General features: G+C 63.8%; 20 protein-coding genes and 1 tRNA gene. 6 read left to right on the top strand and 15 right to left on the bottom strand.

What is annotated here, in order from left to right:
* Window positions 1-418: 418 nt before the first annotated feature.
* Entirely contained in the window at window positions 419-1015 is a 597-nt protein-coding gene (locus AC07N6_RS18865) for an outer membrane beta-barrel protein (RefSeq protein ID WP_494783030.1), read from the top strand.
* 97 nt (window positions 1016-1112) lie between these two features.
* Here AC07N6_RS18865 and AC07N6_RS18860 read toward each other — a convergent pair whose 3' ends face one another.
* The 4 genes from AC07N6_RS18860 to AC07N6_RS18845 all read right to left on the bottom strand — a co-directional run bounded on the left by AC07N6_RS18860 (window position 1113) and on the right by AC07N6_RS18845 (window position 4006).
* The gene (locus tag AC07N6_RS18860; RefSeq protein ID WP_494783029.1) at window positions 1113-1982 is read right to left on the bottom strand and encodes a cobalamin-binding protein; all 870 of its coding nucleotides are present in this window, start codon (window positions 1980-1982) and stop codon (window positions 1113-1115) included.
* A 2-nt stretch (window positions 1983-1984) separates the two neighbouring features.
* Window positions 1985-2824 (bottom strand): pantoate--beta-alanine ligase, encoded by an 840-nt coding sequence (panC, locus tag AC07N6_RS18855; protein WP_494783028.1) that lies wholly within the window; start codon window positions 2822-2824, stop codon window positions 1985-1987.
* 68 nt (window positions 2825-2892) lie between these two features.
* The gene (locus AC07N6_RS18850) at window positions 2893-3792 is read right to left on the bottom strand and encodes a segregation and condensation protein A (RefSeq protein WP_494783027.1); all 900 of its coding nucleotides are present in this window, start codon (window positions 3790-3792) and stop codon (window positions 2893-2895) included.
* A 10-nt stretch (window positions 3793-3802) separates the two neighbouring features.
* The gene (locus AC07N6_RS18845; RefSeq protein ID WP_494783026.1) at window positions 3803-4006 is read right to left on the bottom strand and encodes a DUF3460 family protein; all 204 of its coding nucleotides are present in this window, start codon (window positions 4004-4006) and stop codon (window positions 3803-3805) included.
* A gap of 86 nt (window positions 4007-4092) precedes the next feature.
* On the opposite strand from AC07N6_RS18845, the gene bamE reads away from it, so the two are divergent.
* Entirely contained in the window at window positions 4093-4614 is a 522-nt protein-coding gene (gene bamE / locus AC07N6_RS18840; protein ID WP_494783025.1) for an outer membrane protein assembly factor BamE domain-containing protein, read from the top strand.
* A 113-nt stretch (window positions 4615-4727) separates the two neighbouring features.
* Here the strand turns inward: bamE and AC07N6_RS18835 are convergent, their stop codons facing one another.
* From AC07N6_RS18835 to metG, 11 genes are all read right to left on the bottom strand, one after another.
* Window positions 4728-6431, bottom strand: coding sequence for a Na/Pi cotransporter family protein (locus AC07N6_RS18835; protein ID WP_494783024.1), 1704 nt, complete (start codon window positions 6429-6431; stop codon window positions 4728-4730).
* Window positions 6428-7219, bottom strand: a complete 792-nt coding sequence (locus AC07N6_RS18830; protein ID WP_494783023.1) for an HAD-IIB family hydrolase — start codon at window positions 7217-7219, stop codon at window positions 6428-6430. The genes AC07N6_RS18835 and AC07N6_RS18830 overlap by 4 nt, the downstream gene beginning before the upstream one ends.
* Complete coding sequence (locus AC07N6_RS18825) at window positions 7216-8091, bottom strand: endonuclease/exonuclease/phosphatase family protein (RefSeq protein ID WP_494783022.1); 876 nt, start codon at window positions 8089-8091, stop codon at window positions 7216-7218. Before AC07N6_RS18825 ends, AC07N6_RS18830 begins: the two co-directional genes overlap by 4 nt.
* 129 nt (window positions 8092-8220) lie before the next feature.
* Window positions 8221-9054, bottom strand: a complete 834-nt coding sequence (locus AC07N6_RS18820) for a carbohydrate ABC transporter permease (RefSeq protein ID WP_494783021.1) — start codon at window positions 9052-9054, stop codon at window positions 8221-8223.
* Window positions 9051-9926, bottom strand: coding sequence for a carbohydrate ABC transporter permease (locus AC07N6_RS18815; RefSeq protein WP_494783020.1), 876 nt, complete (start codon window positions 9924-9926; stop codon window positions 9051-9053). Before AC07N6_RS18815 ends, AC07N6_RS18820 begins: the two co-directional genes overlap by 4 nt.
* A 147-nt stretch (window positions 9927-10073) precedes the next feature.
* Window positions 10074-11369 carry an ABC transporter substrate-binding protein gene (locus AC07N6_RS18810; RefSeq protein ID WP_494783019.1) on the bottom strand — a complete coding sequence of 432 codons (1296 nt, stop codon included), beginning with the start codon at window positions 11367-11369 and terminating at the stop codon, window positions 10074-10076.
* Between the two features lie 115 nt (window positions 11370-11484).
* Complete coding sequence (locus tag AC07N6_RS18805) at window positions 11485-12549, bottom strand: ABC transporter ATP-binding protein (RefSeq protein ID WP_494783018.1); 1065 nt, start codon at window positions 12547-12549, stop codon at window positions 11485-11487.
* Between the two features lie 154 nt (window positions 12550-12703).
* Entirely contained in the window at window positions 12704-14281 is a 1578-nt protein-coding gene (glpD, locus tag AC07N6_RS18800) for a glycerol-3-phosphate dehydrogenase (RefSeq protein WP_494783017.1), read from the bottom strand.
* On the bottom strand, window positions 14278-15270 hold the full coding sequence (locus AC07N6_RS18795; protein ID WP_494783016.1) for a sugar-binding transcriptional regulator: 993 nt from the start codon (window positions 15268-15270) through the stop codon (window positions 14278-14280). Before AC07N6_RS18795 ends, glpD begins: the two co-directional genes overlap by 4 nt.
* A 259-nt stretch (window positions 15271-15529) precedes the next feature.
* Window positions 15530-16009 (bottom strand): GNAT family N-acetyltransferase, encoded by a 480-nt coding sequence (locus tag AC07N6_RS18790; RefSeq protein ID WP_494783015.1) that lies wholly within the window; start codon window positions 16007-16009, stop codon window positions 15530-15532.
* Between the two features lie 39 nt (window positions 16010-16048).
* Window positions 16049-18112, bottom strand: a complete 2064-nt coding sequence (gene metG / locus AC07N6_RS18785; protein ID WP_494783014.1) for a methionine--tRNA ligase — start codon at window positions 18110-18112, stop codon at window positions 16049-16051.
* 175 nt (window positions 18113-18287) lie between these two features.
* On the opposite strand from metG, the gene apbC reads away from it, so the two are divergent.
* From apbC to AC07N6_RS18765, 4 genes are all read left to right on the top strand, one after another.
* Window positions 18288-19376, top strand: coding sequence for an iron-sulfur cluster carrier protein ApbC (gene apbC / locus AC07N6_RS18780; RefSeq protein WP_494783013.1), 1089 nt, complete (start codon window positions 18288-18290; stop codon window positions 19374-19376).
* 75 nt (window positions 19377-19451) lie between these two features.
* Window positions 19452-19877, top strand: a complete 426-nt coding sequence (locus AC07N6_RS18775; RefSeq protein WP_494783012.1) for a DUF4399 domain-containing protein — start codon at window positions 19452-19454, stop codon at window positions 19875-19877.
* 152 nt (window positions 19878-20029) lie between these two features.
* Window positions 20030-21430 (top strand): glutamate--tRNA ligase, encoded by a 1401-nt coding sequence (gene gltX / locus AC07N6_RS18770; protein WP_494783011.1) that lies wholly within the window; start codon window positions 20030-20032, stop codon window positions 21428-21430.
* Window positions 21431-21515: 85 nt separating this feature from the next.
* A tRNA-Ala gene (locus AC07N6_RS18765) sits at window positions 21516-21591 on the top strand.
* The last annotated feature ends 3 nt before the right edge of the window (window positions 21592-21594 follow it).

Here is a 21594-nt window from a genome sequence, read left to right as displayed (position 1 = left end):
GTACCAGGTATGTCTGATTCTGATCGTTGCAGCGTTTCAGCGAAGGTCAACATCCCTCCATTTGATGGAGGGATTTTTTTTTGGGCAAGGGAGAGAGGGTAAGGGGGGCACATGCCAGGCCACCTGATGGGCTTGAAGCAACGGCGTATCTCGATGCAGGAAGGCAATGTTCGAATTGCTTTCGTATCGCAGTCGCGTGCTTTCGGGGGAGGGCATGGGGAATGCTTGAAAAATACCTGAATTGGCGCGGAACACAGGTTTTCGTCCATTTCCTTCTTATGATGCGCGACTGGCTTCGGTGCTATGGCAGGGCTGGCTTGAGTTGCCGGCCCACGTTGTTATCGATGGCCTGCATGTATTCCGTATCTCGCAACGGCCGGGATTCGGAACGTCAAGAAACCTTATTTCTCAAGCATCCATGAAAACTTATGCAATCCTGATTGCCGGCGCACTGCTGGCTGGTTCCGCCTCCGCACAGGCGGTCAAGCCCAATACCGGTGTCTATCTCGGCATCGAAGGCGGCATCGCAAACAACCAGTCGCTGGATAACCCGCCCGGCTACCGGACCACTTCTGAAACCAGGAATGCCGGCCTGTTCCGCGTCATGCTGGGTTATCAGTTCACTCCCAACTGGGCATTGGAAGCTGGCTATTTCAGCAGCGGCGATTTCAAACAGAACGGTACCGATGGCAGCTCCGAGTATGAGACCAACTACAAGACCCAGGGCGGCGACTTGTCAGCTGTCTACAAATTCACTGAAGGTCTGCCGGGCCTGTTCTTGAAAGCGGGCCTCAGCTATGCGGAAGCATCTGTATCGGTGACTCCTATCAGGGGTACGGTTCGTGGCAGCCGCGACTTCTCGCTGTCGTCGGGCGGTTACCTGGTCGGCTTGGGCTATGAGTTCGACTTCACGAAGAACTGGGGAGCCAATGTGGCTTATACCCGCATGCAGCGTGTCGGTGCCAGCGATGTCAACCTGAACCTGGTCAGCGCGGGCATCAAGTATCGTTTCTGAGCAGTACGAACCTGCCTCAAATCCCTCCATATCGTGGAGGGATTTTTTTTGTCATGCGCAGCGATAAGCGGCGATCAGCAGCGATAAGGCCGGCGCATCAGTCTGCTCGCGCCGCATCCAGCCGTTCGCATACTTCATTGGCCGCCTCCAGAATGCGCGGCCCGGCGCGGTTGAGCCAGTCGGCGTTGACCGTGTACAGGTGCTTCTCACGCACCGCGCGCAGGCGCGGGAACTGACGCCAGCGTTCCAGCGGCTGGTCTGTGGCATCGCCGGGGGCGAGGATGACTTGGGGATCGGCGGCCAACACCGCTTCCATGGTGACGGTGGGCGCCAGTTGCGGCAGGTCGGCGAAGATGTTGCGGCCGCCGCATAGCTTCAGCACCGACGACACCAGGTGGCGGCCGTTGAGCGTCATCAGCGGCTGGCTCCAGATCTGGTAGAACACGCTGACTTCGGGGCGGTTGCCATATCGGGTTTGCAGCGCTTGCCAGCGCGCGCGGAAATCCTGTGCGGCAGTATTGCCGATGCTCTCGCTGCCGGCCAGGCGCGACAGTTTTTCCAGCGAATCGGCGATCGTGCCGAAATCCGCCGGCTGGCTTTCGTAGATGGGGATGCCGAAGCCGCGCAGGCGCGCCAGTTGCGAGGGTTTGTTGCCGCTGTGCCAGGCGACGATGAGGTCCGGCTTGAGGCTGAGCACACGCTCCAGGTCGAGGGCGGCGAAGCTGCCGACCAGAGGCAGCCTGGCGGCGGCGGCCGGGAAGTCGCTGAAGTTGCTGGCGCCGACCAGCTTGTCGCCGGCGCCGGCGGCATACAGCAGTTCGGTGACATGCGGCGCCAGGCTGATGATGCGCCGGGCCGGCTGCGCCAGCGTGACTTGGTTGCCAAGATCGTCCTTGACGGTGATGGCGGCGCAGGCGGCCGACGCGAGCGTGGCGCCGAGCAGCAGGGCAAGCGCCGCAGGGCGCATTGTCAGATTTCCAGGTTGTCGATCAGGCGCGTGGTGCCCAGCCTGGCGGCGGCCAGCACCACCAGCGGCGCGCCCTGCGCCATGTCGCCGGCCGAGGGCGGCTGCAGGTCGATGCGCTTGCGCACGGCCACGTAGTCAGGGTTCCAGCCGCGATCCGCCAGGAGCGACATGGCTTTCTTTTCGACTTCCGAGGTGTTCAACTGGCCGCCGCGGACTTCATCGGCCACATCGTTGAGCACGCGATACAGCAGCGGCGCCTCAGCCCGTTCGTCGGCCGACAGGTAGCCGTTGCGCGAAGACAGCGCCAGGCCGTCTTCGGCGCGGTAGGTCTCGGCGCCGATGATTTCGGTGGGCAGCGCGAACTGGCGCGCCATGTTGCGCACGATCATCAGCTGCTGGTAATCCTTCTTGCCGAACACCGCCACGCGCGGCTGCACACAGGAGAACAGCTTCATCACCACGGTCGACACGCCGGTGAAGAACCCGGGGCGGAATTCGCCCTCCAGGATGTTGCCCAGGTCGTTGGGCGGCTGCACGCGGTATTCCTGCGGCTCGGGGTACATGTCCTTTTCGGTCGGCGCGAACAGCACGTAGACGCCTTCCTTTTCCAGTTTTTCGACGTCGTTCTGGAAGGTGCGCGGGTATTTGTCGAAGTCCTCGTTGGGGCCGAACTGCAGGCGATTGACGAAGATCGAGGCCACCACCGGGTCGCCGTGGGTACGCGCCAGGCGCATCAGCGAGAGGTGTCCTTCGTGCAGGTTGCCCATGGTGGCGACGAAGGCGGTGCGCAACTGGCCGCGCAGGTGGTCGCGGAGTTCTTCGATGGAGGAAATGATTTTCATGCGGGTTCTCGGGTTGGAAGGCGGGGCAGCGCCGCCGGTATCAGCGCGGGGGATCGTACTCGTCGCGCTCAGCTTGGCGAGTACGAGAGTCTGACATAGATGGGGGCGAAGGCCTCGGCCTGCGTGATTTCGATCAGCGTCTCCTTGGCCAGCTCCAGCAAGGCGATGAAGTTGACCACCACCACCGGCACGCCGCGCGATGCTTCGAACAGGTCGGAGAACTCGACGAAGCGGGCCGATTGCAGCCGGCGCAGGATGCCGGTCATGTGCTCGCGCACCGACAGTTCTTCGCGGCTGATGTGGTGGTGCGCGGTCAGCTTGGCGCGCTTGAGCACGTCGGCCCAGGCCGCCCTGAGGTCGTTCATGTCGACCTCCGGCCAGCGCGTGACCACGGTCTGCTCGATGTAGACCTGGGTGCGCACATAGTCGCGGCCGACCTGCGGCAGCGCGTCCAGCTCCTGCGCGGCCAGTTTGATCTGTTCGTATTCCAGCAGGCGCCGCACCAGCTCGGCGCGCGGATCTTCCGGCTCCTCGCCGGTGTCGGCCTTCTTGGCCGGCAGCAGCATGCGCGACTTGATCTCGATGAGCATGGCCGCCATCAGCAGGTATTCGGCCGCCAGCTCCAGGTTCTGCTTGCGGATCTGCTCGACGTATTCCAGGTACTGGCGGGTGACCTGGGCCATCGGGATGTCCAGGATGTTGAAGTTCTGCTTGCGGATCAGGTAGAGCAGCAGGTCCAGCGGACCCTGGAATGCATCGAGGAAGACTTCCAGCGCGTCCGGCGGGATGTAGAGGTCGTTGGGCAACTGGAACAGCGGCTCGCCGTACAGGCGCGCCAATGCCACGCCGTCGATCACATCGGGCGTGGTGTCCGGTTGTCCTGCGGGGGTAATTTCCAGGGCGTCGGCGTTGCGCCGTTGCTCGCCGGCGTTGCCGGACGGATCGCCGCCGCCTGCGTGTGCCGTCATGCTGCCTTGATCAGTGCGACTGGTAGACGTAGGGCTGTTGGGCCACGCGCGAAGCCTGGTCGCGGGCAGTCTTGTCCAGGTCGACGGGCTCCTTGTCCCACAGCAGGGCGCGGCCGGCGCGCTGCGACTCTTCCAGCTTCGGATTCTTCTGCTTCAGTTCGTCGATGAACTGGGTGATTTCAGATACGTAGGTGGTCTTTTTTCCGAAGAGCATGATATTTTCAAGCCAAATGAAACATAGAGGGCTTATTTTACCCTTTCTTGATCAGGGATAATCAAAAGGATGCGCCAGGAATGAGTATGCGATTTTTCGAATTTACCCGCCGTTGCGCCGCGACCGTGGGCGCCCTTGTTGCCGCAGTGGCAATGTTCGGCTGCGACCGCAACGGCAATCCGATCGAGGAGTTCGGCTTGGACAAGCTGCAAAAAGGCATTTCCACCGAGGCCGACGTGCGCGGCGTGATGGGCCAGCCCGGCACCGTCTGGGACGACGGCAACGGCGCCCGCACCCTGGAATATCCCAAGGGGCCGGAAGGCATCCGTACCTGGATGTTCGCCATCGGCGCCTCCGGCACGCTGGTTGACTACAGGCAAGTCCTGACCCAGGAGAACTTCGACGCCATCCGCCCCGGCATGTCGGCCGATGAGGTGCGGCGCATGCTGGGCCGGCCGCGCAGCGTGGTGCAGTTCGTCCGCAAGAACGAAGAGGTGTGGGACTGGAAGTACCGCTATGTGCATGAAGATCGCCTCTTCAACGTGCATTTCGATATCGGCACGAAGCAGGTGGTGCGCACGTCATTCTCCGAGATATCCGGGCATTGAGCATCCAATGCCTGTTGGCGCGCAGAGGTGAACAGGCATTAAAAAGTTGGCATTAAAAAGGCCGGCATCGGATGCCGGCCTTGTCTTTTGCGCGCTGTTTTTTGTCGCCGCTGTCAGGGCGGATGCGAATAATCGCCTTCCGTTTTTTCCATCATGCGCAGCCGTTCTTCATCTTCATGGCTGTTTTCCATGCGGCTGCGGCGCAACAGTCCGGCCTCGTCCAGTACCGAATAGGCGGTCGAGCAGAACAGCGAGTGCATGCGCTTCATGTCGCTGATCAGGTCCAGGTGCAGCGAACTGGTCTCGATGCTTTGCTGGGTCTGGCCGGCCAGGCGGATCAGGTGGCTCTTGGCGTAGGCGCGCTCGAGGTCGCGGAAGGATTCCTTCTCGGCCAGCAGCTTCTGGGCGCTGCGCAGGTCGCCTTCGAGGAACACCGACAGCCCCAGTTGCAGGCTGGCCAGCAGGCGCGCGTGCATCTCGCAGACCTCTTGCATGCCGGCTTCGGAAAAGGTGCGCTGCGGCGCGATCTTCTTGTTCTCCAGGCCCTTGACGATGCGCACGATGATGTCGCCGGCCTGTTCCAGGTTGATCGTGAGGGTGATGACATCGGTCCAGCGCCGCACTTCGCGGGCCGACAGCTCTTCGCGCGAGACGCGCGCCATGTACATCTTCACCTCGGTATAGAGCTTGTCGACGTCATCGTCGATCCGGCGGATCTGCTGGGCGCGGATGGTATCGTTTTCACGAATGACCGGCAACAGGCAGTGCAGCATCTTTTCGATCAAATCGCCGATGCGCAGCACCTCGCGCGAGGCATTGGCCAGCGCCAGGGTGGGCGTATCGATGGCGCCCGGGTCGAGGTGGCGCGCGTGGATGGCGTCGTCATCCAGCGGGTTCTCGGGCAGCAGGCGCACGCACAGGCGCGCCATGGGTTCCACCAGGAGCAGGAGCAGGCCGCAGCGCACGCTGTTGTAGATCACATGGAATGCCACCACGCCGAAGCGCAGGTCGTTGCTGAACTGCGCGATCACCAGCTCAAGCTGGTTGATGAAGGGCAGCACCACGATGGCGCCCGACAGGCGAAACAGCATGCTGCCCAGCGCCACGCGGCGCCCGGCCACGTTCTGGCTGGCCGCCGTGAGCAGGGCGGTGACGCCGCTGCCCAGGTTGGCGCCGATCACCAGGCACAGCGCCACCTTCAGCGAGATGATGCCGGACGTGGCCAGCGTGGCCGACAGCAGCACCGCGGCCAGGCTGGAATAGGTCAGCATGGCGAACAGCGCGCCGATCAGCGCATCGAGCAGCACGTCGCCGGTCAGCGAAGAGAACAGCACCTTGATGCCGGCCGCATGCATCATCGGCCGCGTGGCCGCGCCGATCAGTTCCAGGGCCAGCAGGATCAGGCCGAGGCCGATCACCGCGCGTCCCAGGCGGCCGACCGAGGTGTGGCGGCGCGACAGGTAGACCACCACGCCGCCGAAGATCAGCAGCGGCGACACCCACGAGAGGTCGAAGCTGAGCACGCCCGTCATCAGCGCGGTGCCGACGTCGGCGCCCAGCATGATGGCCAGCGCCGGCGTCAGGCCCACCAGGCCCTGAGCCACGAAGGAGCATACGATGACGGCGGTGGCGTTGCTGCTCTGGACCAGGCTGGTCACGCCCACGCCGGCGGTGAAGGCCATCCAGCGGCGGGTGATGCTGGTGGAGAGGATGCGGCGCAGTTGCGCGCCATAGACCCGCAGGACATCCGTGCGCACGATGTGCGTGCCCCACACCAGCAGGGCCAGCGCCGACATCAGGTGCAGTAGGGTGATCATGGACGCGCCAGCAGATGCCGGGTCAGCTCTGCGAAACCCGCGCCGCAGGGCTGGCGGGTGATGAAGTGCGGCGCATGCGTCAGGCGGTCGGCGAATTCGAGCACATTGGCCACGCCCACCGACAGCGGGAAGTAGGCGAACATCGGCGCGTCGTTGGGCGAGTCGCCGGCGAACACGCAGCGGTCGCGCTCGGCCTTGTCGGCCAGGTCGACGCCATAGCGTTCGCGCATCATCAGGCGCGCCATGCTTAGCTTGTCGTAATCGCCGAACCAGCCATTGACGTGGATGGAACTGATTTTCGCGGTCATGCCTGATTCCTCCATGATTTGCACGATGCGGTCGACCGCAGCGCGCGGCAGCGGCGGCACGTCCTCGCAGAAATCGATCGCCAGATCGTACTGGCGACAGAACTGGTCGGACGCCACCGCGCATCCCGGCACTTCGCGCAGGATGCGCTGGCATACCGCCGCCAGGCGCGCGGCATTGCCGGCGCGGCTTTCTTCATCAAGAAGATGGCGGGTGCGCAGCTTGCCCGTTGGCGCGTCGTGCCACATATAAAGCGCCCCGTTTTCCCCGATGATACCGTCCACCGGCCACAGGCGTGCGATCTGGTCGCACCATCCGGCCGGACGTCCGGTCACGGGGATCACCCGCAGCCCTGCCTGCTGCAATTCCTCCAGGGCTTCGTACGCCAGGGCGCTCAGTTTGCCGCCGGTGGTCAGCGTATCGTCGATATCGGTGAACACGGTGGCGACCCGCGCCTGCGGCATTTGCTCCAGCGGTCTCATCGCAGCTCCAGCAATTGCGGCTGATGGTCGGAGGACTGCGTATGGCCATCGACTTCGAAGGCGCGCAGATGCGGCAGCAGGTCTTCGCTGGCGAAGATGAAGTCGCAGGTGAACGCTTCGGGCCATTGCTCGCGGTCATATTGACCGACATTGATCGGATGCGCCTGGTTCCCGTGCAGGTGCCGCCAGGCGTCGACCAGGCGCGGCACATGTTGCGACGCATTGCCGTCGCGGCCGGCGAACGGGGCCTGCAGGCGTGCATGCAGCGGGTCTTCCGGGCGGAAGTTGAAATCGCCGACGAGGATGGTCCGGGTGGCATGCGGGAAGGCGTGATAGGGCGAGCCGCGGCGGTCCACCGCCATCTCGCCGGCGGCGCGGCCGCAGGTCTCTTCGTGGCAGCGGCGGATCGCTTCGACCTGTGCCTTGCGCTGCATCGCGGAATAATATTCGAGGTGCGTGTTCATCACCCGCAGCGGGCCCAGCGGCGTGTCCAGCGTCACTTCCAGCAGCGTGCGCGGCATGCTGATCACGTTCGGGTCGACCGGCCACGGCAACTGGTGGCGCAGCACGCGCTGCACCGGATAGCGCGACAGCACCATGTTGCCGAAGCAGCGACGCGAGCCGTCGGCGGCGATCACGTCGACGCCGGCGATGGGCACCGGCGTGAAGTCCGGCAGCAATTGCGCGAACTGTTCGAACTGGTTTTCGCCGGCGCTGCCGGCCAGGCCCGGGGCCGGATAGTTGGCGCCCACTTCCTGCAGGCACAGCACGTCGAAGTCGCCCATGGCGCGCGCGTCGCGCACGATGCGGGCCGGATCCACGCGGCCGTCGATGCCGCGGGCCCACTGGATGTTCCAGCTGATGAGTTTCATTGGTCTTCCTTGCTCTGTTGCCGACTGCGATGTTGCGATGTCGCGTGATGCAGGCGATGCCGTTTCATGGTCTTGCGAAGCGGGCCTCTGCGGGCCCGTCATTGTTTATATTGTTTATAACATTTTTTCTCAGCGGATGCCGGCGCGCATGAAGGATTGCACGAACTGGCGCTGGAACAGCAGGAAAGCCAGCAGCAGCGGCGCCGAGGTCATCAGGGTGGCGGCGGTGATGATGGACCAGTCGACGCCCTGGTCGGTGGAGGAGAACACCTGCAGGCCGACGGTGAGCGGGCGCGATTCGACCGAGTTGGTGACGATCAGCGGCCACAGGAAGTTGTTCCAGTGGGTGCTGATCGAGACCAGCCCGAAGGCGATGTAGATCGGCTTGGCCAGCGGCACGTAGACCTGCATCAGCACTTGCAGCGCCGAAGCGCCTTCCACCGTGGCGGCCTCGTCCAGCTCGCGCGGCACGGTCTTGAAGGTCTGGCGCAGCAGGAAAATGCCGAAGGCCGAGGCGAAGTAGGGCAGGCCGATCGACAGGATGGTGTCGCGCAGGCCGAGCAGGTTCATGGTGTTGTAGTTCTCGACGATCAGGATGTCGGGCATCACCATCAGTTGCATCAGCACCAGCATGAACATCACATTGCTGCCGCGGAACGTGAAGCGGGCGAAGGCATAGGCCGCCAGCGTGGCCAGCAGCATCTGCGCCGCCAGGATCATGGTCACCAGCAGGAAGGTATTGAGGAAGTAGCGCGGGAACGGCGCGGCATCCCAGGCGTTGGCGAAGTTCTGCAGCGTCAGCGGGGCCGAGAGCGAAAAGCGCGTGGCGAATTCGGAGGGGTGGAAGGCGGTCCACACCGCATACAGCAGCGGCAGCAGCCATAAGAAGCCCAGCACCCAGGCCGAAATCGTTTCCAGCGCCTGGTTGCGCTCGCCGAAGGGATTGGAGGTCTGCGAGATCATTGGTAATGGGTCCTGCGGTCGAGGATACGGAATTTGATGAAGGCGATGATGCCCAGCATGGCCAGCAGCACCACGGTCAGCGCGGCGGCATAGGACGAGTCCCAGAAGGCGAAGCCGACTTCGTAGATGTAGTACAGCAGCAGCGAGCTGGCGTTGTCCGGCCCGCCCTTGGTCATCACCACGATATGGTCGACCAGGCGGAAGGAGTTGATCAGCGCGTTGATCAGCACGAACAGCGTGGTCGGCATCAAGAGCGGGAACTGCACTTTCCAGAAATACTGCCAGCGCGTTGCGCCCTCCAGGCCGGCGGCCTCGGCCAGCACCGGCGAGATCTGTTGCAGCGCGGCCAGGTAGAAGATCATGAAGAAGCCGGCTTCCTTCCAGATCGCCACCACCATCATGGCGCCCAGCACGGTGTTGGGATTGCCCAGCCAGTTATGCGAAGGCAGGCCGAGCGCGGCGGTGATCTGTTCCAGCAGGCCGTATTGCGGCGTGTAGAAGAACAGCCAGATGTTGGCCACCGCGATCATCGGCAGCACGGTCGGCGTGAAATAGGCCAGGCGCAGCAGGCTGCGGCCGAACAGGCGGTCGTTGACCCACAGCGCCATCATGATGGCCAGCGCGATCGAGACCGGGATGGTGCCCAGCGCGAACCACAGGTTGTTGAAGAAGGCGCGCCAGAATACCGGGTCGTCGGCCATCAGCGCATAGTTCTCCAGGCCGACGAACACCGACGGGTTGGCGCCCTTGGGCGTGGAGAAGAAGCTGTGCCAGATGGTGGCCACGGCCGGGTAGTGGGTGAAGGCGACCAGCAGCACCATGGCCGGCAACAGCAGCAGCCAGGGTGTGACGGAAGAATGGGTACGGTTCATCGGTGACCTTTATGCCTTGTCCGGACGGCAAGGGCGCAGCGGCGTGCGCCGAAAAATTCAAGTTTGAAACCCCGGCCCGCCAGGCAGCCCCGGTCGCAAGGACCGGGGACTGCGGCAGGCCGGTTTTACGGCAGGTGCGGCACAGGCTTAGCGGCCGTAGGAACGCAGGATGCGGTCCGACTCGCGCTGGGCATCCTTCAACGCCGCTTCCGGCGTCTTGGTGCCGGACAGGGCGGCTTGCAGGTTGTCGTTGAGCGCCTTGGTCACGCGCTGGTTGTCATGCGTCGACAACTCGGCCACGCCGTACTTCATCTGCTCGCGCGCCACATCGGCGGCCGGCACTTCCTGCAGGTACTTCTTCATTTCCGGCGTATCCCAGGCGTCCTGGCGCGGGGCCACGTAGCCGGTGGCGATCGACCATTGCGCCGCGCGCGCCGGTTCGGTGGCGAAGCGGATGAACTTCATCGCCGCCTTTTGCTGCTCCGGCGAGGTCTTGTTGAAGACGTAGAAGTTGCCGCCGCCGGTCGGGCTGCCCGGGTGCTTGTTACCCGGCAGCATGGCCACGCCGAACGGGAAGCTCGCGTTGCTGCGGATGTTGGTCAGGTTGCCGGTGGTGGTCCACACCATGGCGGCCTTCTGCTCCAGGAAATCCTTGGGCGTGGTGCCCCATTCGATCGTGCCGGACGGCATCACCTTGTCCTTGGCGGCCAGGTCGACCCAGTGCTGCAGCGCCTGGACCGCGCCCGGCTTGTCGAAATAGGTCTTGGTGCCGGCGCTGTTCATCAGGATGGTGTCGTTGGAGGCGGCCATGGCCTGGAACATCCAGTAGCCGAACCCGGTCGAGGGGATCTTCACGCCCCACTGGCTGACGTTGCCCGACGCATCGCGCCTGGTCAGCTTCTTGGCCGCTTCCACCATCTCGGTCCAGGTGGCGGGCGCCTTGTCCGGGTTCAGGCCGGCTTCCTTGAACAGGTTCTTGTTGTAGTACATGACGATGGTCGAGCGCTGGAACGGCACGCCCCAGGTCTTGCCGCCGGTCTGGCTGTTCTCCATGAAACCCTTGTAGAAGCCGTCGATCCAGGGCTTGTCGTTGGCCAGGCCGTCGATGGGCACGATGGCGTTCTCGTCGATCAGGGTGAACAGGTCGGTCGACAGCAGCACCGCCAGCGTCGGCGGGGTGCCGCTCTTGAATGCGGTCAGCGCCTTGACGATGCTTTCCTGGTAGGTGCCGGCATAGACCGCCTTGACCTTGATGTCCGGGTTGGCCTTTTCGAAGTCGGCCACCATGCTGTCGATGGTCTTGGTGACGGCGCCGCCGACGGCGACCGGGTAGTAGAAGCTGATTTCGACCGGGTTGGCGGCGAAGGCGCTGGCGCTGAAGCTGGCGCCGATAGCGGCACTGACGGCCAGGGCGGCCACGGATTTCAGAATTGCTCTACGCATGATGCGTCTCTCCCATAAGGTTGAAAAGTTGGCTGCAACTTGGCGGTTGCTATTGTTGGGTCTCACTCTGCCGGCGTGGGCCGGTGAAGAACTCGCTTCACAATGAAACGGGTTCTTAATTGGGATGACGTCGCATCCCGGTCTGCCTGTCGAAGAAGTACTGATCCTTTGGGTTCCAGTTGAGCCGGACATGGTCGCCCGCGCGCAGCGACAACTGGCCGGGTACGCGCACCAGCAATGCGGCGTCGCCGACCCGGGCGCCGACCTTGGCGCCGATAATGGTGTCGGCGCCGAAATATTCCACCGTCTCCACGACCGCCGCCACGCCAGCCTCGGCCAGGGCGATGTGTTCCGGACGCAGGCCCAGCTGCCATTGTTCGCCGCCGCTGCCGGCCGTCACCGCCGGGCCATCGCTGCCTTCGATGACCAGGCCGCCCGCGCCCTGCGCCAGCGGCAGGATGTTCATCGGCGGCGTGCCGATGAAGCGCGCGGCGAAGACCGTGGCCGGCTGCGCGTACAGTTCGGCCGGCGGCGCGTTCTGTTCAATTTTTCCGTCGCGCAGCAGGATCACCTGGTCGGCCATGCTCATCGCCTCGGTCTGGTCGTGGGTGACGTAGATCATGGTCATGTTCAGTTGCTGCTGCAGGGCGCGAATCTCGCGCCGCATCTCTTGCCGCAGCTGGGCGTCGAGGTTGGACAGCGGCTCGTCCATCAGGCATACCGGGGCATCGGCGATGATCGCCCGGCCTAGCGCCACGCGCTGCTGCTGGCCGCCGGACAATTGGCCGGGGCGGCGATCCAGCAGGTGCGACAGGCCGAGGATGTCGGCCACGCGTTTGAGGCGCGGTTCAAACTCCTGCTTGGGTTCCTTGCGCACGCGCACGCCGAACAGGATGTTGTCACGCACGTTCAGGTGCGGGAACAGCGCGTATGACTGGAACACCATGGCGATCTTGCGCTGCGCCGGCGGCAGGTTGGTGACGTCGCGCTCGCCGATGCGGATGGTGCCGGTAGTGGGGATGTCCAGCCCGGCGATCAGGCGCAGGGTGGTCGACTTGCCGCAGCCGGACGGCCCCAGCAAGACGGTGAAATCGCCCGACTTCACTTCGAAGTCGATGCCCTTGACGGCCTGGGCTTCGCCCCAGCTCTTGGTAATGCCTTGCAACGAAATTGCTGCCATCCCGCGTTCCCCTTGCTATCCGGTCGGTGTCTCAATGGACGGATCGCTGGCCGTTGGCCGGCGTCCGCCTGGGTCTGTTGGTGCTGATCCGTTCATTGCAGCAGGACTGCACTGAACGGCTGTAATCGTTTTCACGCGCGGCGTGAAATTCTGCTCAATCGTTCTTGGCCTGCATGCGGCTCGGGCAAAAGCGGCTGGCGCTGAACTCGGCAAACCAGGCCTGGAACGCCTGCCGCTGCTGCTCGCTCATGTGCAGGCCGCACTTGGTGCGGCGCCACAGCACATCGTCGGCTTCGCAAGCCCATTCATGCATGGCCAGGTATTCCACTTCGCGCTGCCGCAGCCCGCCGCCGAAATCGCGCCCCAGTTCGGCCGGGGTTTGCGCTTCGCGCAGGATGTTGTGGCTCTTCAAACCGTGGCGGGAGAACAGGCGCGCCAGGTAGCCGGCATCGAGCTGCGCATATTTCTTTTGCAGCCGCGTCACTTCGTCGGCCCGGTCGGCGCGCTTGAATTTTGCGCCGGGCAGGGCCTCGGTCGCGGTCCAGGAGGTGCGGCGGGCGCGGCTTTGCATCCAGGGCGCCAGCTTGTCCATGACCGACTCGGCCAGGCGGCGATAGGTGGTGATCTTGCCGCCATAGACCGAGACGCAGGGCAGTTCGCGTTCGGCTTGCAGCACCAGCGTGTAGTCGCGGGTGACGGCCGAGGGGTTGTCGGATTCGTCGTCGAACAGCGGGCGCACGCCGGCGTAGCGCCAGGCAATGTCCCGTTCGTTGATCGGGTGTGCCAGGTATTGGTTGACCGCGCGCAGCAGGTAAGCCTCTTCCTCGGCGCTGATCTGCGCGCCGTGGTCCATGTTTTCTTGCGGGACGTCGGTGGTGCCGATCAGGGTGTAGCGCTCTTCATAAGGAATCATGAAGACGATGCGCTTGTCGTCGTTTTGCAGGATGTAGGCGTGCTCGCCATCGAACAGGCGCGGCACCACGATATGGCTGCCGCGTACCAGCTTGACGGCGGCGTGCTTGGCGCTGTCGCCGGGGCTGGCATTGAGCAGATGGTCCATCTGCGCCACCCAGGGGCCGGCCGTATTGACGATGGCGCGCGCCTGCACGGTGTTGCGTTCGCCGCTGCGGGTGTTTTCCAGCGTGCAGACCCAGCGGTTGTCGCCGCCGTCCTGGGATTCGCTGCGCTGCGCCTCGACCAGGCGGGTGCGCGGCATGATCTCGGCGCCGTGTTCCTGTGCGGAGAGCAGGTTGAAGATGACCAGCCGGGCGTCATCGACCCAGGCATCGGAATAGGCGAAGCCGCGCGTGATGCTCTTTTTCAGGCCGCTGGGATGCGCCATGCGGTCCAGTTGCACGCTCTTCGATTTGGGCAGGCTGATGCGACCGCCGATGTGGTCGTACAGCCACAGGCCCAGGCGGATCATCCAGCGCGGGCGCAGGCCGGCTACGTGCGGCATGACGAAGCGCAGCGGCCAGGCGATGTGCGGCGCGATGTCGAGCAGGTGTTCGCGCTCGGACAGCGCTTCGGCCACCAGCCGGAATTCGTAGTATTCGAGATAGCGCAGGCCGCCGTGGATCAGCTTGGTGCTGGCCGAGGAGGTCGCGCCGGCGAAGTCGCCCTGTTCGCACAGGGCCACCGACAGGCCGCGTCCGGCGGCGTCGCGCGCCACGCCGGCGCCATTGATGCCGCCGCCGATGACCAGGATGTCGTAGAGGGTGTTGGTATTCATGCCGTGGTTTCCTTGCCGTCGGCTGCGCGGATCTGCTCCACCAGCAGGCGCGCGCTCGGTTCGTCGATCACCAGTTCATTGATGAAGCCGCCTTGCAGCGCCGCGCGCAGGCCGGGGATCTTGCCCTTGCCCGACACCACGCAGATCGAATGCGCGGCCCGCTGGAAGCAATCCATGTCGGGGCCGCTGCTGCGCGCGTTGAGCGCGACGTCGCGCCAGCTGCCGTCTTCGCGGAAGAACACGGTGGCGATATCGCCGACCAGGCCTTCTTCCCGGATCTGCTTGCGTTCTTCGTCGGACAAATAGCCGCCGGTGTGGACATGGCTGCCGGTGGCTTCGGCGCCGATGGAAAACAGCAGGATGGAGGCGCTGTCCTGCAGTGCGCGGATGGACTTGATGCTTCTTTCGCGCCACAGCGCGGTGCGGGTGTCGGCGTAGTCGAAAAACGCCGGCACCGGGAAATGGTGGGCGCGCGCGCCGTAGTTCTGCGCAAAGCGCGAGACGATGGATTCGCCGATGGTATTGACGAAGTTGATGCCGGTGCCCGAGCCGTTCAACTGCACCACGTCGACGTCATGCACCTGCTTGGGCAGCAGCCTGTCGGCGATCTCGGCCACGGTGGTGCCCCAGGCCAGGCCGATCACGGTGGACGGCGCCACCAGCGAACTGACGTAGGCGGCCGCATGGCCGGCCACGCGCTGCAGGGTTTCCTTCTCGGTGGCGGCGGCCGACACCGGCACTACCTGGATCGAGCGCAGCTTATAGCGTTCGGCGATGGCGCTTTCAAGGTTGCCGGAAACTTCCTGCGGATCGTGCACGCGGATTTCCACCAGGCCGCGGTCCAGGGCATAGGACAGCAGGCGCGACACCGTGGCGCGCGACGTGCCGATTTCCTCGGCGATCGCGGCGGTGGTCATGTTCTGGAAGTAGTACAGGCGTGCGACGCGCACGGCCATGTACGCTGTTTCCTGGCGGTCCCCGTTAGCCATTTTTCTCGCTTGAACGAATGATCATATGTATTGAACGTTTGTAACAATAATGAAATTGGCGCGATAAGTAAAGGCTTATCGATGTGGCTCTGCAGCAGTTGGGGGATAGTAATGAGCTTTTGTTACAGCTTGATGAACGGATGTTCCGGAGACATCCGTTCCTGTGCAGGACTGGCTTTGACGCAGGCTGCCATGCATTGCAGCCAGAAAAAAAGCGACGCCAGGCGTCGCTTGATTAGGGGAGGGGAGCAGTGCGGACTCAGTACCGCATGACCCGGCGCATCACGATAGGGGGCGCATCGTTCGGATTGGCGCGGGTGTATTCGAGCTCGGGGGCGATCTCGAAACCGAAGGCGGCATACAGGTCGACCAGTTGCGCCTGGTCGGTACGCACCGCCAGCCGCAGTTCGCGCACATCGGCGGCCTGGGCGCGGTGGATCAGCGCTTCTATCAGGTGTTGCGAGAGGCGTTCGCCGCGGAAGGCGGGCGAGATGCCCATGCGGCGGATTTCCCAGACATCCCGTTCGGTGTCCAGCGGCAGCCAGCGCACCGAGCCGGCGGGGATTTCCCCGCGCAGCAGGATGAAGGCGCCGCCATGCTGCAGGTCTTCGATGACGTGGTCCGGCTCCTCGCGGTGTCCGGATGAGCTTGGGGCCACCTTGTTGGCCCAACTGGTGCGGGTCAGTTCCGCGATCAGCAGGGCATCTTCGGAGGTGGCTTCGCGTATCAGCAGTTCCATGGCGTGGTTCGGTCTTTCCGTATCGCGGGCGCTTGCGGCTTAACGCACGCGCATGCCAGGTTCGGCGCCCGGCCACGGGTTGAGCACGTAGATGCCCGGATTGGCCTTTTCATCCTTGGCCGACGCCGCCAGCACCATGCCTTCGGAAATGCCGAACTTCATCTTGCGCGGCGCCAGGTTGGCCACCATCACGGTCAGCTTGCCGACCAGCTCTTCCGGCTGGTAGGCCGAAGCGATGCCGGAGAATACGTTGCGGGTACGGCCTTCGCCGGCGTCCAGCGTCAGGCGCAGCAGCTTGGTCGAGCCTTCCACGGCTTCGCAGTTGACGATCCTGGCGATGCGCAGGTCGACCTTGGCGAAGTCGTCGATGGAGATTTCCGGGGCCAGCTCTTCGATGGCGCTCTCGGTGGCGGCAGGCGCGGCGGCGGCCGGCTCGGGCGCGTCGAACAGCGCATCCAGCATCTTCGGGTCGACGCGCTGCATCAGGTGCGCGTAGGCGTTGATGACGTGGCCGTCGGCCAGCGGCGCATTGACGTCGCTCCACTGGAAGGGCTGCACGTTGAGGAAGGACTCCACTTGCGCGGCCAGTTGCGGCAGCACCGGTTTCAGGTAGACGGTCAAGATGCGGAAGGCTTCCAGCAGGCGGCTGCAGACTTCGTGCAGTTGCGCGTCGCGGGCGCTGTCCTTGGCCAGCTCCCACGGCTTGTTGGCGTCGACGTAGGCGTTGATGGCGTCGGCCTGTTCCATCACCAGGCGCAGCGCCTTGCCGTATTCGCGTTGCTCGTACAGCGCGCGGATATCGTTGGCGACGCCGCGCAATTTGGCGAGGAAAGCATCGTCGCCGGTCGCCCACTGGGTGGAGACGCGGCCCTCGAAGCGCTTGGCGATGAAGCCGGCCGCGCGGCTGGCGATGTTGACGTACTTGCCGATCAGGTCGGCGTTGACGCGCGCCACGAAGTCGTCCGGGTTGAAGTCGACGTCTTCCACCTTGGCGTTGAGCTTGGCGGCGATGTAGTAGCGCAGCCATTCCGGGTTCATGCCGATGTCGAGGTAGCGCAGCGGCGAGATGCCGGTGCCGCGCGACTTGGACATCTTCTCGCCGGAGACGGTGATGAAGCCGTGGGCGAACACGTTGGTCGGCGTCTTGCGGCCGGCGAACTTGAGCATGGCGGGCCAGAACAGCGTGTGGAAATAGGTGATGTCCTTGCCGATGAAGTGGTACTGCTCGGTCTTGTCGTCGGCCATGAAGGCGTCGAAGTCGCGGCCGGTCTTGGCGAAGTAGTTCTTCAGCGAAGCCAGGTAGCCGATCGGCGCGTCCAGCCAGACATAGAAGTACTTGCCCGGCGCGTCCGGGATCTCGATGCCGAAGTAGGGGGCGTCGCGCGAGATGTCCCAGTCGCCCAGGCCGCCTTCGCCGTCCAGCCATTCGCGGCACTTGTTGGCCACTTCCGGCTGCAGGCGGTTGTTGTCCAGCGCCCATTCGCGCAGGAAGGCCACGCACTTGGGATCGGACAGCTTGAAGAAGAAGTGCTCCGACGACTTCATCACCGGCGTCGCGCCCGACAGGGTCGAGTACGGGTTCTTCAGGTCGGTCGGCGAGTACACCGCGCTGCAGTTCTCGCAGGAGTCGCCGTACTGGTCCTTGGTGCCGCACTTGGGGCATTCGCCCTTGATGTAGCGGTCCGGCAGGAACATGTTCTTGACCGGGTCGTAGAACTGGTCGATGGTCTTGGTCGAGATCAGCTTGGCTTCGTCGCGCAGGGCGCGGTAGATCTCTTGCGACAGCGCGTGGTTTTCCTCGCTGTCGGTCGAACTCCAGTTGTCGAAGGCGATGTGGAAGCCGTCCAGGTATTGCTTGCGGCCGGCGGCGATGTTGGCCACGAACTGCTGCGGCGTGACGCCGGCCTTTTCGGCCGCGATCATGATCGGCGCGCCATGCGCGTCGTCGGCGCCGACGAAATGGACTTCATTGCCCTGCATTCGCTGGAACCGGACCCAGATATCGGCCTGGATGTACTCCATAATGTGGCCGATGTGGAACGCGCCGTTGGCGTAGGGGAGTGCGGTCGTGACGAAGAGTTGGCGGGGTGCTGAAGTGCTCATTGGCAATGCTGGCTGTACGGAAGTGAAAGGGGAAAAACGACCATTCTATCAGCCACGGTGCAATCAGCGCAGAAGTTGCTTCCTTGGAAATGGGAATCTCCGGTTTGGCGGGCCGGGGGCAAGGCGGCCGGAGGCCGATTGGTTTAGACTTGCGGCATTCATGAAGGAGAGTCAATTGAGCATCACCGTGGAAGAAGTCAAGGCGGCCCTGTTGCAGGTGATCGATCCCAATACCGGCCGCGATCTCATCAGCGGCAAGGAAGCCAAGAACATCCGCGTCGAGGGCGGCCGCGTGCTGCTGGACGTGGAGCTGGGCTATCCGGCCAGGAGCCAGGTCGAGCCGATCCGCCGGCTGGTGGCCGATGCGCTGGGCAAGCTGCCGGGCGTGGCCGGGGTCGAGGCCAACGTGCATTTCAAGATCGTCGCGCATGCGGTGCAGCGCGGCATCAAGTTGAAGAGCAACGTCAAGAACATCATCGCCGTGGCCTCCGGCAAGGGCGGCGTGGGCAAATCCACCACCGCGGTCAACCTAGCGCTGGCGCTGGCGGCCGAGGGCGCGCAGGTAGGCATCCTGGACGCCGACATCTACGGCCCCTCGCAGCCGATGATGATGGGCATTTCCGGCCAGCCGGAAACCAAGGACGGCAAGACCATGGAGCCGCTGGAGAACCACGGCCTGCAGGTCTCCTCGATCGGTTTCATGATCGATCCCGACGAGCCGATGGTCTGGCGCGGCCCGATTGTCACCCAGGCGCTGCAGCAGTTGCTGGACCAGACCAACTGGCGCGACCTGGATTACCTCATCGTCGACATGCCGCCCGGCACCGGCGACGTGCAGCTGACCTTGTCGCAGAAGGTGCCGGTGACCGGCGCGGTGATCGTCACCACGCCGCAGGACATCGCGCTGCTGGATGCGCGCAAGGGCCTGCGCATGTTCGAGAAGGTCGGCATTCCCATCCTGGGCATCGTCGAGAACATGAGCATGCACGTATGCTCCAACTGCGGCCATGCCGAGCCGATTTTCGGCGTGGGCGGCGGCGAGCGGATGTGCGCCGATTTCGGCGTGGATTTCCTGGGCGCCTTGCCGCTGACCATGGAGATCCGCCAGCAGACCGATTCCGGCACGCCGACCGTGGTGGCCGACCCGGACGGCAAGGTGGCGGAAATTTACAAGAACATTGCGCGCCGCGTCGCGGTCAAAGTGGCCGAGAAGGCCCGTGACATGACCAGCAAGTTCCCCAGCATCGTGATCCAGAACGACTGATACGACTGATGGCGAGGCGGCGATGCGGGCCATGGCAGGGGAAGCTTGTTCCATCCATTTAAAAGGAGATTGCCCATGATTACCCATCGCCATCCACGCCTGTTCAAGAACGTATTTGCGGCGTCGCTGCTCATGGCCGGCCTGCTGTCGTCGGCCGCGCATGCCGCCGATAAATCGGTGTCCATCCTTGAACCTAAGGATGGCGCCACCGTTTCCAGCCCGTTCAAGGTGAAGTTCGGCGTCACCGGAATGACCGTGCATCCCGCCAATGAAATCATCGAAGGCACCGGCCACCATCACTTGCTGATCAATCATGGGCCGATCAAGGAAGGCGAGTCCATCCCCATGGACGATACCCATTTGCACTACGGCAAGGGCCAGACCGAGGCCGACGTGACGCTGCCGCCCGGCCAATACAAGCTGACCGCCCAGTTCGCCAATGGCGCGCACCAGTCCTATGGGCCGGCCATGGCCAAGACCATCAGTATCACGGTGAAGTGAGCGCAGGCAGCTTCGGCTGCATCCGGGCGGCCCGGCCGGCATGGCGTGGCCGCCCTCAAAGGCGGTAAAATAGCTGCTTTCCGATTGACGACCTTTCACCGTTCGACGGCTTTGGCGTGCCAAGGCCGTTTTGGTTTTTACCTGCCCCGATCATGACCGCAACTACTGTCCGTACCCGTTTCGCGCCCAGCCCCACCGGCTACCTGCACCTGGGCGGCGCCCGCACCGCGCTGTTTTCGTGGGCCTATGCCCGCCGTTTCGGCGGCACCTTCGTGCTGCGCATCGAAGACACCGACCTGGAACGTTCGACCCCGGAAGCGGTGCAGGCCATCATCGAAGGCATGCAATGGCTGGGCCTGGCGCATGACGAAGGCCCGTTCTACCAGATGAAGCGCATGGATCGCTACCGCGAGGTGGTGGCGCAGATGCTGGAGCAGGGCAGCGCCTATTACTGCTATTGCTCGCCGGAAGAAGTCGAAGCCATGCGCGAGCGCCAGCGCGCCGCCGGCGAAAAGCCGCGCTACGACGGCACCTGGCGCCCGGAGCCGGGCAAGACCCTGCCGGCCATTCCCGAAGGCCGCAAGCCGGTGGTGCGCTTCAAGAACCCGCTCGATGGCGAGGTCACCTGGAATGACGTGGTCAAGGGCCCGATCACGATTTCCAACCGTGAAATGGACGACCTGGTCATCGCCCGTCCGGACGGCACCCCGACCTATAACTTCTGCGTGGTAGTGGACGACTGGGACATGAAGATCACCCACGTCATCCGCGGCGACGACCACGTCAACAACACCCCGCGCCAGATCAACATCCTCAAGGCGCTGGGCGGCACGCTGCCGGAATACGGCCACGTGCCGATGATCCTGGGCGCCGATGGCGAGAAACTGTCCAAGCGTCACGGCGCGGTCAGCGTGATGGACTATCCGGCGCAAGGCTACTTGCCGGAAGCGATGCTGAACTATCTGGCCCGCCTAGGCTGGAGCCACGGCGACGACGAGATCTTCTCGATGCAGCAGTTCTGCGAATGGTTCGACCTGGACCACCTGACCAAGGCGCCGGCACAGTTCAATCCGGAAAAGCTGAACTGGCTCAACAACCACTACATCAAGCTGGCCGACAACGCGCGCCTGGCAACGCTGGCGCGTCCGCTGCTGGAAAAGGAAGGCGCCTCCTTCGACGGCGCGCCCGACCTGGAAGCGGTGATCGGATTGCTGAAAGACCGCGCCAATACCATCAACGAGATCGCCGCCGCGGCCCTGATGTTCTACCGCCAGCCGGCGCCGGAAGCGGCGCTGGTCGAGCAGCACATCACCGACGCCATCAAGCCGGCGCTGGCCGAATTCGCGCAGCGCTGCGCCACCGTCGAGTGGACCAAGGAAGCGATCGCGCCGATGATCAAGGAAGTGCTGGCCGCACACAAGCTGAAGATGCCGCAGCTGGCCATGCCGCTGCGCCTGATCGTGGCCGGGCAGTTGCAGACGCCGGCGATCGACGCCGTGCTGCAGTTATTCGGCCGGGAAACGGTGCTGGCGCGCCTGAAGGGCTATTTTTGAGGCCTAAAAGATAAACTATTGGCCTATTTTTTAAAAAGATATTGTCTTTTGAAAACAGGTATTGCATAATCTCGCTTCTTCGCAAGGGGGTATAGCTCAGCTGGGAGAGCGCTTGCATGGCATGCAAGAGGTCAGCGGTTCGATCCCGCTTACCTCCACCAGCG

The sequence above is a fragment of the Herbaspirillum sp. GW821-FHT09A12 genome, assembly GCF_059418325.1.
The sequence above is the reverse complement of the archived record's forward strand: the minus strand, read 5'-3'. Positions and strand labels throughout refer to the sequence as shown.

Excerpts from the sequence above, each read along its gene's own strand:
- AC07N6_RS18865 (WP_494783030.1), top strand. The coding sequence starts at position 419 with ATGAAAACTTATGCAATCCTGATTGCCGGCGCACTGCTGGCTGGTTCC.
- AC07N6_RS18860 (WP_494783029.1), bottom strand. The coding sequence starts at position 1,982 with ATGCGCCCTGCGGCGCTTGCCCTGCTGCTCGGCGCCACGCTCGCGTCG.
- panC (WP_494783028.1), bottom strand. The coding sequence starts at position 2,824 with ATGAAAATCATTTCCTCCATCGAAGAACTCCGCGACCACCTGCGCGGC.
- AC07N6_RS18850 (WP_494783027.1), bottom strand. The coding sequence starts at position 3,792 with ATGACGGCACACGCAGGCGGCGGCGATCCGTCCGGCAACGCCGGCGAG.
- AC07N6_RS18845 (WP_494783026.1), bottom strand. The coding sequence starts at position 4,006 with ATGCTCTTCGGAAAAAAGACCACCTACGTATCTGAAATCACCCAGTTC.
- bamE (WP_494783025.1), top strand. The coding sequence starts at position 4,093 with ATGCGATTTTTCGAATTTACCCGCCGTTGCGCCGCGACCGTGGGCGCC.
- AC07N6_RS18835 (WP_494783024.1), bottom strand. The coding sequence starts at position 6,431 with ATGATCACCCTACTGCACCTGATGTCGGCGCTGGCCCTGCTGGTGTGG.
- AC07N6_RS18830 (WP_494783023.1), bottom strand. The coding sequence starts at position 7,219 with ATGAGACCGCTGGAGCAAATGCCGCAGGCGCGGGTCGCCACCGTGTTC.
- AC07N6_RS18825 (WP_494783022.1), bottom strand. The coding sequence starts at position 8,091 with ATGAAACTCATCAGCTGGAACATCCAGTGGGCCCGCGGCATCGACGGC.
- AC07N6_RS18820 (WP_494783021.1), bottom strand. The coding sequence starts at position 9,054 with ATGATCTCGCAGACCTCCAATCCCTTCGGCGAGCGCAACCAGGCGCTG.
- AC07N6_RS18815 (WP_494783020.1), bottom strand. The coding sequence starts at position 9,926 with ATGAACCGTACCCATTCTTCCGTCACACCCTGGCTGCTGCTGTTGCCG.
- AC07N6_RS18810 (WP_494783019.1), bottom strand. The coding sequence starts at position 11,369 with ATGCGTAGAGCAATTCTGAAATCCGTGGCCGCCCTGGCCGTCAGTGCC.
- AC07N6_RS18805 (WP_494783018.1), bottom strand. The coding sequence starts at position 12,549 with ATGGCAGCAATTTCGTTGCAAGGCATTACCAAGAGCTGGGGCGAAGCC.
- glpD (WP_494783017.1), bottom strand. The coding sequence starts at position 14,281 with ATGAATACCAACACCCTCTACGACATCCTGGTCATCGGCGGCGGCATC.
- AC07N6_RS18795 (WP_494783016.1), bottom strand. The coding sequence starts at position 15,270 with ATGGCTAACGGGGACCGCCAGGAAACAGCGTACATGGCCGTGCGCGTC.
- AC07N6_RS18790 (WP_494783015.1), bottom strand. The coding sequence starts at position 16,009 with ATGGAACTGCTGATACGCGAAGCCACCTCCGAAGATGCCCTGCTGATC.
- metG (WP_494783014.1), bottom strand. The coding sequence starts at position 18,112 with ATGAGCACTTCAGCACCCCGCCAACTCTTCGTCACGACCGCACTCCCC.
- AC07N6_RS18775 (WP_494783012.1), top strand. The coding sequence starts at position 19,452 with ATGATTACCCATCGCCATCCACGCCTGTTCAAGAACGTATTTGCGGCG.
- gltX (WP_494783011.1), top strand. The coding sequence starts at position 20,030 with ATGACCGCAACTACTGTCCGTACCCGTTTCGCGCCCAGCCCCACCGGC.